General features: G+C 67.5%; 8 protein-coding genes. 2 read left to right on the top strand and 6 right to left on the bottom strand.

Annotation, left to right across the window (positions count from 1 at the left end; genetic code table 11):
- Nucleotides 1–65 precede the first annotated feature (65 nt).
- From ACLQ2S_RS15455 to ACLQ2S_RS15430, 6 genes are all read right to left on the bottom strand, one after another.
- Entirely contained in the window at nucleotides 66–1,892 is a 1,827-nt protein-coding gene (locus ACLQ2S_RS15455) for a hypothetical protein (protein ID WP_425701916.1), read from the bottom strand.
- 224 nt (nucleotides 1,893–2,116) lie between these two features.
- Nucleotides 2,117–2,953: a hypothetical protein gene (locus ACLQ2S_RS15450; RefSeq protein WP_425701915.1), complete on the bottom strand. Its 837-nt coding sequence runs from the start codon at nucleotides 2,951–2,953 to the stop codon at nucleotides 2,117–2,119.
- Nucleotides 2,950–7,008, bottom strand: coding sequence for an AAA domain-containing protein (locus tag ACLQ2S_RS15445; RefSeq protein ID WP_425701914.1), 4,059 nt, complete (start codon nucleotides 7,006–7,008; stop codon nucleotides 2,950–2,952). Before ACLQ2S_RS15445 ends, ACLQ2S_RS15450 begins: the two co-directional genes overlap by 4 nt.
- Before the next feature lie 339 nt (nucleotides 7,009–7,347).
- On the bottom strand, nucleotides 7,348–7,827 hold the full coding sequence (locus ACLQ2S_RS15440) for a hypothetical protein (protein ID WP_425701913.1): 480 nt from the start codon (nucleotides 7,825–7,827) through the stop codon (nucleotides 7,348–7,350).
- 14 nt (nucleotides 7,828–7,841) lie between these two features.
- Nucleotides 7,842–8,216: a hypothetical protein gene (locus ACLQ2S_RS15435; protein ID WP_425701912.1), complete on the bottom strand. Its 375-nt coding sequence runs from the start codon at nucleotides 8,214–8,216 to the stop codon at nucleotides 7,842–7,844.
- On the bottom strand, nucleotides 8,213–10,621 hold the full coding sequence (locus tag ACLQ2S_RS15430) for an AAA family ATPase (RefSeq protein WP_425701911.1): 2,409 nt from the start codon (nucleotides 10,619–10,621) through the stop codon (nucleotides 8,213–8,215). Before ACLQ2S_RS15430 ends, ACLQ2S_RS15435 begins: the two co-directional genes overlap by 4 nt.
- Nucleotides 10,622–10,985: 364 nt before the next feature.
- On the opposite strand from ACLQ2S_RS15430, the gene ACLQ2S_RS15425 reads away from it, so the two are divergent.
- A complete protein-coding gene (locus ACLQ2S_RS15425; RefSeq protein ID WP_425701910.1) occupies nucleotides 10,986–12,806 on the top strand; it encodes an SAM-dependent DNA methyltransferase in 1,821 nt (606 codons plus the stop codon).
- Between the two features lie 65 nt (nucleotides 12,807–12,871).
- On the top strand, nucleotides 12,872–14,440 hold the full coding sequence (locus ACLQ2S_RS15420) for an N-6 DNA methylase (RefSeq protein ID WP_425701909.1): 1,569 nt from the start codon (nucleotides 12,872–12,874) through the stop codon (nucleotides 14,438–14,440).
- Nucleotide 14,441 lies beyond the last annotated feature (1 nt).

Genomic DNA, 14,441 nt, shown 5'->3' with positions numbered 1-14,441 from the left:
ACCTCAGCCAGCCGTAGGTACCGCAGCCCTCGATGCTGTGGCTCAGCCATCGCCCTCGGTGGCCGTCAGTTCGTCTGTCCGGTTGGTAGGTGCCGGCCGATGTAGCCGACATAGATCCGTCCGCTCTGCGCCGTATCGTCGTAGTAGTGCATGCGGGGGCTGATCATCGCGAACTGAGCGATCTTGAAATGCGCACCCATGAAGATCTCGCCCGCCGCGATGACGGAAGCCGGAACGGGTAGCACCCGCTTTTTCCAGTACGCCGGGTTGGTTCGGACCTCCTCGCTCTCGTCACGGGCATGGCGTCGCGTCGGCCACCCGTGACAGCCATCCGGAGTGTTCTCCAGGAAGCCATGGACGTCCCTAGCCCAACGTCCGTCTGCCTTCGCCGCTGCATAGTCCTGGAGTACCAACAACGCGTCCCAGGTCTTCGAAGCCCAGTTGCCCAGGGGATCGTTGTTGTCAAGTTCCTCAGCGCAGTCAGGATCACCCGTGAACACGACGTACTGGAGCCTTGGCAGCCAACGGAGCATCTCACCGAAGCTGTCCGGGCGGGAGACGTCAGCTTCCGACGGCTGTGCCGTCCAGGCCACCTCTGCTTGCCCGAGAGAGGCGAGCCGGTGGCGCAGCGTCCGTTCCGTCTCCGCGGAGCGGGTCAGGCGTTCAACCGCGTCCCGGTTCTCGATCTGCTCATCGTCCAGCTGCCGTTTGACGTCGTGATACGCCTTCTGTATCTCATCGAGTTCGGCCTGGAGCTGCGCGAATCGGGATGCGATGTCTTTCTGCGCCTCCTGCGATGACCGGCCGACTTCGATCAGACGCACGATCTCGTCTATCCGGTCGACGGTCAGGTGATCGATTCCTACCTTGATCTTCAGGTAGTCCAGCAACATGCCTTGCTGCGCGCCGGCACCATCTTGCTGGCCGTCACTCTGTCGGGTCTCGACGGCTGCTGCCTGGGGTTGCGACGGAACGAGCGATGGTCGCTTCGAGGTGACGTCGCCGAGCCGGTGCACCAACATGTCGTCGGCGATACGTTCCAGCATCCGGTGCACCCGCGCCACCGATGCGGGCAGCGGCTGTTCGAGAGCCTGCAGTTGGGCATTGGAGGCGAGGACCCGCGCGAGCCGGGGCTGTTCGTTGTCGTCGGCGATCCGCTCGGCGCTCAGCACCCGGTGCCGCAACCCGTCGACGGCGGAGTCCAGCTGTACCTGGGGACGAAAGGTACGAAGTCGGCCCGGCAGTACGGCGTGCACCTGGCCGAGCCGGTCGTTGAGCATCTGTGTGGCTGCCCCGTCCAGCACGTAGCACGAGGCCATGCCGATGGTGAACCGGGTCAGGTCGGCGATCCGGTTGGTCCATGGGACTGAAGGCAGCGAGTCGTCGTTGCCGGCGACGAAGAGGACACCTCGTCGCTCGGTGTCGATGAGGGCTCGGTGGACCTCGTCGACTTCGTCGCCGCGGATGACGACTGGCCGCGTCGTCAGGCGTGCGGCACCGTCCCAGGCATCGATGATTTCGAGCATGGGGGCCAGGAAGCGGGGGGTGCCCGCGAGTCGGGGGCGGCTGCGTGGGTCCTCACTGTCGGGGTCGGGTGATTCGATGTCGATCCAGGCCCATGCCGCCCGTTCTCTCGCATTGGGCGAGTGTACGGTCAGCTGGGTGATCCACTGCCCGTCCGGCTTCGTTTCGACGATCCGTACGCGTGTTGACGTCGATCCATCCTGCCCCTCGTGCTGCAGTAGGAGGGCCCTGACGTTGTCACCGATGGTCGCCCACCGATTCTCATGAAGCGCAGACGGATCCCAACCCTTGGGGTCCGCGATCCAACGGTCGAGTTGTTCCCGCACCAGTCGCTGCAGATGGTCCCGTTCGCGGTGGGTCGCGAACACAGACCTGAAACCGAGCATTTGCGCCGTCCCGAGGGGTTACAGGCGAGAGGGCTCCGCCGAACGCGTCGCCGCACTCGCTGGATGCGGCCCCGCTGACCCCCGCCTGCTACTCCAGCACCTGGTCTTGGTACGGAGGCTGGAGTAGCAGCGGCGGTGTCGAGGTCGGCATCTGGACAAGGAGAGGTCAATCTGCTTGCTTGCTGGTCACCGAGATGAGCTGTTGATCATGGTGCGGATTCCAGGTCGTTGAGAAGCGCGTGTACAGGCGCCCAGCACATCCGCACCGTGTCCAGGTCGGGCACGAGCCCGTAGTCGATCTGGTGGCGGGGGTGGACGAAGTTGCGGTAGTCCCGGACCTTCTCCATGAAGTCCTTGGCGTCGGTCTGGACCCACTTCTGTCGGTGCGCGTACTCAAGGAGCAGGTGAAGGCCTGCTCGTTCGGCGGGAATCCGTCGGCCACCCCGGCCGACCAGGCCGTTCCGTCGCACAGTCTCGTCGCGGTCAGTCACCACGATGTGCAGCAGACCTTCGACGAAGCTGCCGATGCCGATGATCGCCAGCGCGTAGGCGCCGTTGTTCTGGCAGATCGACGCTTCGTCGGCGCGCGCCATCAGGATGTCGACCGCCTTGCTGTTGCTGGATAGTCGTCGCACCCGCTCGTGGAGGTCCGGCGGCGGCCCGTAGAGGGGAACGTCACTGGTCTGGCTGAGCTGACCGAGCACGGGGCGCCCGCCGACGTAGGTGATGGTGAGCTGCTCGGGAGCCAGGATGCGGTTCAGCTCTTGCGCGATCGGTTCGGCGGCCTCGACGCCGCCGTCGTACTCCAGCGGATCACCGATGCGACAGAGCAGCCGGTCGAGTGCGGCGGCATCGTCGGCATGGAAATTGAGTACTTCTGTCAGCCAGGGGATCCGCGGAGAGCCGTCGTACTGCGGATCGCCGGGCCACCGGACTCGGTGCAGGAATCGCTCGATCTGCGTACCGGTCCGCTCGTAGGGGCCATCGACGTCGCAGATCAGGCGAGCGACGCGTTCCAGAGTGAGTGGGTCGAGGGAAATCATCGGGACACCTCCCGGTCGGCGCGCTGCTGCGCGATGTCGAGTGCTTCGGTCAGGCGCTGGAGGATGATTGAGCCCCGCTTGCGGAAGCCAAGTTCGCTCATGGCCTCTTGGAGGCGCTCATCCCGATCACGCTGGAGCTGGTCGCTCACCAGCCAGGTGCAGATCTGTACCAGCTGTTCCCGCGTGTAGTCGGTGATCCGCAGGCCGATCGGCACGTCGGGGCGCGGGCCACGGTGGGTCGCCGGCGGCGACGGTGGCTGAGCGGGCCGGCGTGCCGCCGGTACGGGGCGACTTCTCGCGGCGTGGTTGGCGCGGTCGACCGCCTGCTTCCAGCGGGCGACGAGCCGGGCTGTCTGGCCTGCCGGATCCACGTACCAGTCGGTCGACCAGATGCGGTGGAACTCCCACCCGAGGCGCTCTAGGTGCTGCTGGCGCAGCCGGTCCCGGTCCCGGGCGCTGTGTGCCTGGTGGTATGAGTGACCGTCGGTCTCCACGGCGAGGACCATGCGGCCGGGCTGATCCGGATGGGCGAGGGCCAGGTCGATGCGGTAGCCGGAAACGCCCCACTGCGGCACGGCGTTGATGCCCTGCTGCTGGAGGGCCTTCAGGACGCTGCGTTCAAGGCCGTTGAGCTCGACCCCGGTGTGCTGTCGTGCGCCGAGGTCGCCGCCGAGGTCGACGAACTCCAGGTAGCGGCGGAGCAGTTCGGGTCCGCGGTTCCGTGTCGCCGCGGTCTGGTTCGGGTCCATGTCGTGGTGGGAGAAGGCGCTCACAACGGTCATCCGACTCCGCGCTCGGGTGACCGCGACGTTGAGGCGCCGCTCACCGCCCTCCTGGTTGAGCGGTCCGAAGCGCAGCGGAAGTCGACCGTCTCGGGTTTTGGCGTAGCCGATGCTCAGGATGATGGCGTCCCGCTCGTCGCCCTGGACGTTCTCCAGGCTCTTGATGAAGAACCGCTGGCTCGCGGCCTGGTCCTGGGAGAAGAAGTCGTCGAGATGCTCGTGCTCGCGTCGTCGGCTGCGCAGAGTGGCTTCAATCCGCAGGGCGTGCTTCTGCCCCATGGTGATGACGCCGAGGCTCTCGTTCGGTCGCTGCTCGGCGTGCTCGAGGATCAGCTCGACCGCCCGGTCGACCTCCTCGGTTGATGAGCCGCTCTGACCGGGGGCCACACGGCCGTCCACCGTCTCCAAGCGCAGCGGGCTGTCGACCTGCACACCAGGGAACGTGACGAGGGACCGGTTGTAGATCTCGACGTTCGAGAACGCGATCAGGCGCTCGTCTCGACTGCGGTAGTGCCAGGTCAGGCGGTACCGGTCCGAGATCAGGCCGCCGAGGACGTCAAGAACGGACTCGTAGTCCTCAAGGCTCTCGTCGCCGAGATCATCGTCTTCGCCAGCCGGGTTCTGCTGAACGAGGCGCCGGAAGAACGGCGTGGGTGGGAGCTGCTTCGGGTCACCGGCCACGACGAGTTGGGCGCCACGCATGATCGAGGCGACCGCGTCGTGCGGCTCGATCTGGCTTGCCTCGTCAAAGATCACCACGTCGAACGACCGCTCGGGCGGCAGGATGCGGCTGACCACGAGTGGTGACATGGCCCAGCACGGGAACGCGGCGAGGAGCACCTCCGGTGCGCTGCTGAGCAGCTTCCGAAGAGAGAGGTGCCGGCTCTTCTTGGCTGCCTCCCGCCGAACGAGGCCGTTCTGGTCGGGATAGGCGTCTCGGGCTTTCCGGAGGTTCACTGCCACGTTGCGGCGTACGTGCCGGGCGGCCATCTCGATGTGCCGGCTGTCCGCGGCGCGGAAGTCCTGGACCACCGCGGCATGCTGCTGCCCGACGAACTGACCGAGGTACGGGACCCGCATACGCATCTCGTCGAGGACCACCTGCAACCAGGAGCGCAACAGGGTGCCGGCTGCCTCGTCGCTCGAGACCTGCCGGGTGGCCAAGTCATCGAGCATGTGGCTCAGCCCCAACGAGCGGAACAGCTGCTGCTGTTTGTTCAGGTCGGGCATCAGGAACAACGTCTCGCGGTCGGCGTTCAATTCGGCAAGCGTGTTGGCCGCGGTGGTGGTCGGCCCACGCTCAAGGCCGTCGATCCGGGCACATGCCGCCACCGCAGCGAGGTGGTTACGCACCTCTGTGAAGGACGACATGCACAGGTCGGCGCCCGCCAGAGCAGTGGGTGCGCTGTCCTGACGGCTGAGCTTCCGCCACCGCTCACGCTGGTCCGCCGCGGCGACCAAGCCCTGATACATCTCGGATCGGCTCTTGGGAGGGGCCGGACAGGTCCGTCGCAGCTCGCGGCGCAGTTGGAACCGGCGAAAGATCCCGAGCGGCTCCGACCGGCGCGGCCGGGACCGCCCTGGTGCTGTCGCGTAGACGAAGTCGTCCAGATCCGGGCCGAAGACCTGCTCTCCGTAGCTGGCGATGGTGCGGTCGACCTCGCTGAGCAGGTCGAACAGACCCTTCCACGCAGCGAGGTCGTCCGGCACGTCGAGCCCGGCCCGGTCGACCAGGTCCCGGATCTGGCGCTGTGCGCCCTGCAGGGCGCCGGCCGCGAGCTCGTCGAGATGCACCAGCACCTTGCCGACATCGTCTGGGGTGCGGATGGCGGCCTTAGCCCACGGCGACTCTCCGCGCCAGATCCTCAGGCCGCCACGATCCACGAAGGTCCGAAGGTCCTCCCGTGCGGACTCAAGCCTCGATCGGTCGAGGTTCCGCAGCTCGGACGCGCGCAGGTTATAGCCGCTGACATCGAGAGCCGGAAGCGCGAGGAGCTGCTCGATGACCTGAAAGGCGCTCACGCCCCAGGGCTGCCGTACCTCGTGCAGCTCGGCCGGGTGCCGTTTCGCCGCCTCCCGGCGGCTGTGTAGGCGGCGGTGCAGTTCGCCGGTGTCGACGGGTGGTTCGGCGCCGGCTTGAGTGAGGACATTGGCGATGCGCTGGGCGACCTGCCGCTTGCTGATCTTGCGGTCGTGCAGGTCGAACACCAGGTTGTCGAGCCCGACGTCGCCAAGGCGGTTCATCACCGCTTCGATGGCAGCCCGCTTTTCCGAGACGAACAGCACGCTGCGGCCCATCGCGGCCATGTACGCGATGATGTTCGCGATCGTCTGACTCTTCCCCGTGCCGGGTGGACCCTCGATGACCACATGCCGGCCGGACAGCACCGCGTCGATCGCCGACTGCTGAGACGAGTCCGCGTCGTGGACCAGGAACTCCTTGGCCGGATCGATCCGATCGGCACTGGAGCTGGACCCCTGAGCTTGCTCAGTCCGCAGCTGTTGCCGAGCGTCGCGGTCGCCTGCCATCGCGCCGATCACAGGATGTGATGCCAGCAGCTCGGCCGAGTTGCGCAGGTCCTCGACCATCGGCAGCTTGTCGAAGCTGAAGACGCCGGCAACCACCGCGGGCTCGAGCCGGAGAGACAGGCCGCTGGGAGCGACTGCCTGGGCGATCAGCTCGTATGCAGCACTCAACTGCTGGTCCGGGTCAGCGATTTCGGACAGCATCGCACTCAGCTTTTCGCCGAGGGCGCTGATATCCGCCTCCACGCCGTACTGCCGCTCCAGCGCGTACAGAAGGACGGGATTGATCTCGGGTGACTCCGACAGCTCCAGCGTGAAGTCGTTCTCCGTCGCCGTCCTGCTGTCCAGCGCAAGCTGCTGCAGGATCAGCGGTGCCCGCAGCGGTTGCATCGGCACGGACCCCCGGGTGTACTGGCCGACCATGCAGAGCAGGCCGCGGCTCACCCAACCTGCCTGGATGCCCTGCTCCTCCTCCAGCTCGACCAGCTTCCGGCGGAGGCTGCGGGCAGTGTTGCAGGCGGTGTTGTGCCGGTCCTGGTCCGGGAACAGCGTCCGTAGGCGAACCTTTTGTCCTTGGAGCAGGTTGGCGACCACGCCGGGAGCGGCGTCAGCGAGATCGAGGGTGGTGGTCTGTCGCTCCTTGAAGTAGAGCAGCGTGTTGCGCGGACCGAAGTCGATCAGTTGGTCTGCCCACCGGCCGGCGGCCTGTTGGACGAGGTGGAGCACATCCGGTTGGGTCAACAGCATCTCGTCTCCAAGTCAGTCGACGTACACCAGTGCTGATCCGCCGGGCCGTCGGCCCGAGGCAAAGCCCTCCAGGATAGGGCGCATGACACGTTCATCTATGCATCAGATTTCCGACACCGACGTCATCGGAACGACCCCACTCAGTAACCTCCACTGCCTTGCCTGACGTGCCGCCGCGCCTTGTCGGCACATCGAGCAGGTCGAGATGTTGCAGTGCCGGGGCGCGGCTTGGCGCAGCTGAAGGCCAACTCGAACAGGTGCTGCGTGGTGCGGGAGAGGCCGTAGCAGGCGATCCTCGCCGGAACTTGGTCTTCGATGCATCGATGGGGGAAGTCAGGGTCAGCGGGAGACGGCGGCCGGCGGCTTCGGCGGCTCCTGTGCGCGAAGAAAGTTGGTGGCATCGACGGTGGCACTGACCAGGGCGCACGTCGTTGCGGTGAGAGCGAGCCAGAACGCCACGGTGCTCTTCCAGTCCTCGGCGATCTTCACCGTCACCATCTCGGTGCCCTCTGAAGCCTGGATGGACCGGCTCCGCCGAATGCGCGGGTCAGGCTGACGACGCCAGCCGAAGCGGGCGAAGAACTTGGCCCAGGTGTGGTTCGATCGGCCGCAGCCGAAGATCACTCCGTTGACCCTCCGTCCGCACCGGCCGCCGTTCTGGGTGGTCACGCCGCATGTCGTCGGCGCCTTCATGGCGAGCAGCCAGGCCGGGATGGCGATCGCGATCGACGCCGACCAGGCGAGGCTGATGAGGTCGAGCGTGACGAGGTAGTAGACGACGCCGACGATGGCCAGCGCCTCAACGCCGAGGATCAGCATGGCCTGATCTCGCTTCAGCATGTGGGTGCCTCCGAGTGGTCAAGGAGCGCGACGATGTCGAGGAGTTCGGCGCGGAGCCGGGTCAGCTCGGCTGCGGTGACGCCGAGTTCGTAGTGGTGGTGGTGACCGGCGCGGGACAGCGCCCACCACAGGTAGCTGGCCCGGCGCCCGAGGTCGGGGCCGGCGTAGTGGGCGAGCAGCAGCAACTTCGGTCGCTGCACCCTGGTTCGTCCGATCTCCGGGCAAACCCGGGCCCAGTACCGGTCCATCGCTGCTTCCAGTTCGTGGCGAAGCAGCCACGCGCACGCACGGGGCCAGGCTCCGCGGGCGCCTCGGATGACGCTGCCGAGCATCAGGTCGGCGGTGGCGAGGTACAGCGACGTGGTCATCGCAACCGCCCCACGAGCCCGGCGGTGTTGGTGACCATCGTCCGGACCGGCATGCTCCGGTGTCCGTGGACCGCCTGCGCCACCGCTTTAACCGTCCGGGTGGCCTGCGAACCGTAGTCACGGTCGAGACGGGCGAAGAGCTCCGGGCGGGGTACGAGGCGGCCGAAGAGCCCGAGGCTGAGCCGGTCCTTAACGGTATGGGCACGGCTGAGCCCTTCCTGGATCTGCGGGTAGGGCGTGCCGCGCCGGTGCTCAGCGGCTCGGTAGCGATCCATGCTCACCGACTCGATCGCGGACCGGCAGAACCCGGCGACCATCAGGTACTTCGCCTCGTCCGAGATCTCCGCAGCGACCAGGGCGCGGGCATCGTCGAGGTAGCGGTCCGCCGGGTCACAGACCTTCCGGACCTCGACGATCGAGCCCTCGCGGCGAGTGACCTCCCGGACGTCGGCCTCGATGTCGAGGCGGCGAATCGCTTCCGGCAGCCGGTCGTCGTGAGTGAACACGATGACCTGCCGGGTCAGGGCGATCTCCCGCAACACCTCGGCCAAGCCGTCGATCTTGGTGGGGTCCATGCTCTGTACCGGGTCGTCGATGATCACGAACCGGTACGGGCTGGTTTCGGCGCAGGCCCGGGGCAGGAAGACCGCGAGGCCGAGGGCGTGCAGCTCACCCTGGCTCATCACCGCGAGCGCGTTGGTCTCGACGCCGTCGGCGGCCACGGGGAACAGGACCCGGCGGGTGTTGTTCGCTCCTTCCATCTGCAGCCGGTGCAGCTCGACGTTGCTCTCCTGCCGCAGCTTCTGCCAGATCCGGTCCGACTGGGCGGCGAAGCTGCCCAGCCGGTCGGCCCGGATCGCCTTCTCGGCCGTGTCGAGAGCCGCACGAGCCTTGGTGAGCAGAGCCAGGGCCGGCGCCTCGGCGCGGACCACGGCCGCGGCGTCGACCCACCGGCGGATCGCGGCGCCGGGCTCGCGCCAGGCGTCGTGACGCTGGGCGAGCCAGCCGGCTGCCGCCTTCATGAGGGTGGCGTGCGCCGCGACGACACTGTCCCAAGCGGCCCGATCGGGGCTGAGGCTGGCGAGAGCTTCGCGCATCGCCGTGCTCTCCCCGGGGATGTGGGGTGCCAGCGCGGCGGCGGCCGGTTCCAGCAGCCGGCGGATGTCACCGAGTAGCCCGTCGACCGTACGCCGGGCGTGCGCGTGAGCCTGCTGGGCCGCGCGTGCCGCCGCAGCGACCGCGGCCATCCTGGCGAGTTCCTCCTCGGTCTGCGTACGCCAGTCCTGGTCCAGGGTCCCGACGCGACACACCGGGCAAGGGCCGTTCCCGCGATCGTGGTGCACGTCGAGCGCGGCCCGCAGCAGCCGAGCGCTCCGATCCGCGGCGCCGCTGTCGGTCGCGGTCGCCTCACGCATTGCCGCCGCAGACTCGGCGAGGGCAACCAGCGCCCCACCGAGGTCGGGCAGGTCCTGCTCGGCGAGCCGCCGGGCGGCTGCCGCTGCAGGTTCCTCCGACGTGGCGGTGTCGCCGCAGGCGAGGTCGGCCAGCAGGGGCAGGTTTGCGCGGAGCGGACGGGCGCTGAGCGCGCTCAAGGCGTCGCGGGCACGATCGTCGTCGATCTTGCCGAGCTGTTCGCGCAGCTCGGTGAAGGCCGCCTTGAGCGCCTTGGCCCGGTCGTCGTAGACCTTGCGCCGCTGCTGCAGCCGGGCGTCGGTGTCGCGCAGCGGGCCCAGGCCGAGGATCGGCGCGATCGCGTCGTACAGTTCGGCCGGCTTCGCGGTAATGACCCGTTCGAGGTCGCGAGCAGACAGGAACGGCCGGTACCTGGCGGCCTGACCGATCCACTGCGGCACCTGTCCGGGCGGCATCGCGGCGCCGCCCGTGGTCGTGGTGACCGTCGCGGAGGTCAGATCGGTGGCCCCAGCCGGCCAGGTGCGGTGGGTCGTCACCTGCTGGCCGGAGTCGAGCCGAAGGCTGAGGCGGATCTCCGATGCGCCGTCGTGGTGCAGGTTCCGCCAGCCCTCGCGGAAGGCCGGCGGGCGCTGCGCCCAGCGCAGGGAATCCTCGGTCAGCGCGTACTCGACGGCCTCGGCGAGGCTGGACTTCCCGGAGCCGTTGCGGCCCACGAACACGGTCAGCCCGGTCTTGGGCAGCCGCCCGACCGTGACCTGCTGGCCGATCCCGCGGAAGCCGGTAACCCGGACCTCTTCCAGGAATGCCTGCGGTGTTGCACCGCCCGTCTCACCCGGCTCGGGGGGAGGCGGAAGGGCCTCACCTCGCAGTACGTCATCGAGAACCTGCTCGCCGTGGAAGGCGGCAAGAACCAGGTCGCTGACCGGGCCGGGCACCTGGGACCGCTGAAGGCGGTCAACGAGCTCCTGGTAGAGCGTGAGCGTGTCGTTCATCAGACCCCCTGATGTCGTTGGCGCATCGAGGGAACCGCAGATTGGTCGCTTACACTGCCCTACACACTGTTATCCCGGGATAACAGATCTGTGTTCGTCTTTGAACTTCAGGACTCGTACCGTGACCGCCAGAGCGAGGAGGTGAGCCATGGAGGCGGAGTTGATGTCGCAGCGCGAGATCGCGCAGCTCGCGCGGGTCAGAAAGCCTGCGGTCACCACTTGGCGCCGGCGGCACTCGGACTTCCCTGCACCCGTGCCGGGCAACCACGGCCAACCTCTCTTTCCTGCAGACGCTGTCGTGGCTTGGCTACTCCGGACCGGACTCGGCCATGCCGGCCCAGATACCCTGCGCGCCGAGCGGTCCATGCACACGCTGGCGGCGTACGCCCGGCGGCACGGCGGCCGACGTACGATCGTCGTCCTCGGCGCTGCGCTCTGCCTCCGCCACCTCACCGGCAAGGCGCTGCCAGCAGATCCACTGCCCCTGGCGCGGCGCCTCGATCCCGAAGACGAGTTTCTGCTGCACGAGCTGGCCGACGCCCCTGAACCGACCGGGCTCGCCCAACTGGTCGAGCAACTGATCGAGGGAGCCTTCGACCCCTGGCACAGCTGTCAGTTCCTGCTCAGCTCCGCCAACCGCCTCGGCTGGCCCGAGCTGACAGCGGATGCACTCACCACGGAGACGGTGGCCCTGATCCGTCGGGTAGCCGACGTGCCGACCCGGCTGCGGACCCACCGTACCGTCACCATCGCCGACGGCAACGCGGGCGCAGGCGACCTACTGACAGCGCTGATAAGCGACCAGGACCGCGACAATCTGCGAGTCAACGCGTTCGTCGCCGACGAGGAACTCGCCCGCCTGGTGCGCCGGCAATTACTCCTCGCCGAGCTGCCCGAGTTCCAGTTCGACGTAAGCGCCGATGAGCTGAACGAGGAATTCGGCGAACCGGACCTCATCGTCACCCGGCTCCCCTATCAACCGGCGGAGAGCCGAGACGCCCTCGCCGACCTCAACCGGGTCGAAGCGATCGCCGATCTACTCGGTCGGGGTCGCACGGCCATCGTCGTCGGTCCCGCCAGCAGTCTCGTCGACCAATTACGGGACGGGCCAGCGGCGTTGCGCCGATCCGCGCTGCTGAGTAGCGGCATCGTCGAGGCAATTGTGCAACTGCCCGGCGGCGTCTACCCGGCCAGGCCAGGCCATCCCACCGCCCTGTGGCTGCTGACCCGGGACCCGATTCCCACTACCAAGGGCCGCGTGCTACTCGCCGACCTCAGCGGTCACGCGCTTGACCAATCCACTGTCGAGTCCGCGGCCGAGGACATCCTCCTCTGGCGTGCCGAGGGTCACCGCAGCGACGGCCACGACCCGCGTACCGGCCGAATCGTCCCGCTGGAGAGCCTCGACCTGCGTCGGGCTGCCGCGCTCCGGCCGCCCGGTCCAGCGTCAGTCACCCTGCGTGCCCGCCTTGCCGCCGACCGCCCCGCGCTCGTCGGCGAGGTCGAGCGCCGCCTAACCGACGCTGAGCAGCAGGCCATCCGATACGCCAAGGAGCACGGCTTCCTGAACACCGGAGCGGTACAGCGGGATGGAATCAGGCCGAAGGAGCTTTCTTGCGGGGCGCTACGAACGGCTCGCCGGGTCCGCATCCTCACCGGGCACCGCCTGAACCCCGAACATGTCGGACCGCAGGGTCACCATCGGGTCATCGGCGCGGCAGAGGTTCTCGCGCGGTCGTCCAAGCGCTGGATGGACCGGCTCACCCTCGCGGCGCAGTACCCGCAAGTCGCCCTCACCGAACCTGGTGACGTCGTGGTCACCAGCATTCCCCGGTTCGGGGTCTTCCTCGACGACGAGGGCTTCTCGGTGATCGAGTTTCCGGCCAGCGGCCTTCGCATTTCCCCCGGCGACCCGCTCACTCCCCGAGTGCTGGCGGCACTCCTGGGCACCGCCCGCAACATGGCACGCAGCCCTGGTGCAGTGCGGGGCCCGAGACTGAAGGACGCCACAATTCCCGACCTGAGTCGCGACGAGGCGGCACTCCTGGACGAGGCGCTTCGCCGCCTGGAGGAACGCGAGCATCTACTGCATCGGCAAGCCGACCTCCTGGCGAGGTTGCGCGAGCTCATCGTGACCGGCTTCGCCGACGGCACCCTCACGACTTTGTACGGTACGAACTCCTGAACGAGAGAACGGAACACACAGTGCCCCCACGTAAACGCGCCAACGAACAGGCCGAGCTGTTCGGCGTGTCCAGCACCAAGCAAATCCAGGACATCCTGTGGAAGGCCGCCGACAAACTGCGCGGCTCCATGGACGCCGCCCAGTACAAGGAGTTCGTCCTCGGTCTGGTCTTCCTCAAGTACGTCTCGGACGCGTTCGCCGAGCGCCGCGCCCAAATCGGAGACAGTCTCTCCGATATCCCGGAAAACCGCCGCGCCCAGTTCCTCGACGATCGCGACGAGTACACCAGCGCCAACGTCTTCTGGGTTCCCGAAACCGCCCGTTGGGACTACCTGGTGGAGAACGCGCCCCGCGGCGTCGGAGAGCTACTCGATGACGCCATGGACGCGATCATGCGAGAGAACCCTGCGCTGAGCGGCGTCCTCCCGAAGATCTTCAACCGGGACAACGTCGACCAGAAGCGGTTGAAGGAACTCGTCGACCTGATCAGCGACGCTCGCTTCACCGGCCACGGCGACCGGAAGGCGCAGGACGTGCTCGGCGAGGTCTACGAGTACTTCCTGGAGAGGTTCGCCCGTGCTGAGGGCAAACGGGCCGGCGAGTTCCACACGCCACCCAGCGTTGTACGTGTCCTGGTCGAGGTCTTGGAGCCTTACCAAGGCCGCGTCTACGACCCATGCTGCGGGTCCGGCGGCATGTTCGTGAAGTCAAAAGAGTTTATCGAGGCGCACGCCGGACGCGACCACACCGACGATATCGCCGTCTACGGTCAGGAGGCTAACGAGCGCACCTGGCGGCTGGCCAAGATGAATCTTGCCATCCACGGCATGGACCCCATCGGCATCGGCGATCGGTGGGCCGACACGTTCGCCGACGACAAGCACCCGGACATGCGGGCCGACTTCATCATGGCCAACCCGCCGTTCAACATGAGCGACTGGGCGCGCCGTGAGACCGACCCGCGCTGGCGCTACGGGGTGCCGCCGCAAGGCAACGCCAACTACGCCTGGCTCCAGCACATCCTGTTCAAGCTGGGTGATCGCGGCAGTGCCGGGGTCGTCCTCGCCAACGGCTCAATGTCCTCGAAGCAATCCGGCGAGGGTGAAATCCGCCGCGCGATGGTCGAGGCGGACGTGGTGGCGTGCATGGTCGCCCTCCCGCCGAACCTGTTCCGCAACACCGCTATCCCCGCCTGCCTATGGTTCCTGACCAAGGACAAGACCCCGCAGGGCGCGAAGGCGCTAAGCGACCGACGCGGCGAGATTCTCTTCATCGACGCCCGCGCCCTCGGCACCATGGTCGACCGCACTGAACGCATCCTCACCGACGACGACATTGCCAAGATCGCCGACACCTACCACGCCTGGCGCGGCACCAAGTCCGCCAAAACCAAAGGCCAGGCGTACGAGAACGTGCCCGGCTTCTGCTACTCCGCGAGGCTGGAAGAGGTAGCGGCCCACGAACACCTGCTGACTCCCGGCCGCTACGTCGGTGCCGCCGAAGCCGAGGAAGACCCGGACGCCGAGCCACTCGCCGACCGCATCGAACGCCTCACCAAAGAGCTATACGCCCACTTCGACGAGTCCTCTCGCCTCAGTGAGGCAGTTCGCGAGCAGTTGGAAAGGCTCTCCTAGC

It is taken from the genome of Micromonospora sp. DT48 (genome assembly GCF_049844495.1).
Classification (GTDB): Bacteria; Actinomycetota; Actinomycetes; order Mycobacteriales; family Micromonosporaceae; genus Micromonospora.
This window is presented reverse-complemented; position numbering and strand designations above follow the sequence as displayed.

Excerpts from the sequence above, each read along its gene's own strand:
- ACLQ2S_RS15435 (WP_425701912.1), bottom strand. The coding sequence starts at position 8,216 with ATGACCACGTCGCTGTACCTCGCCACCGCCGACCTGATGCTCGGCAGC.
- ACLQ2S_RS15445 (WP_425701914.1), bottom strand. The coding sequence starts at position 7,008 with ATGCTGTTGACCCAACCGGATGTGCTCCACCTCGTCCAACAGGCCGCC.
- ACLQ2S_RS15430 (WP_425701911.1), bottom strand. The coding sequence starts at position 10,621 with ATGAACGACACGCTCACGCTCTACCAGGAGCTCGTTGACCGCCTTCAG.
- ACLQ2S_RS15450 (WP_425701915.1), bottom strand. The coding sequence starts at position 2,953 with ATGATTTCCCTCGACCCACTCACTCTGGAACGCGTCGCTCGCCTGATC.
- ACLQ2S_RS15440 (WP_425701913.1), bottom strand. The coding sequence starts at position 7,827 with ATGCTGATCCTCGGCGTTGAGGCGCTGGCCATCGTCGGCGTCGTCTAC.
- ACLQ2S_RS15425 (WP_425701910.1), top strand. The coding sequence starts at position 10,986 with ATGCACACGCTGGCGGCGTACGCCCGGCGGCACGGCGGCCGACGTACG.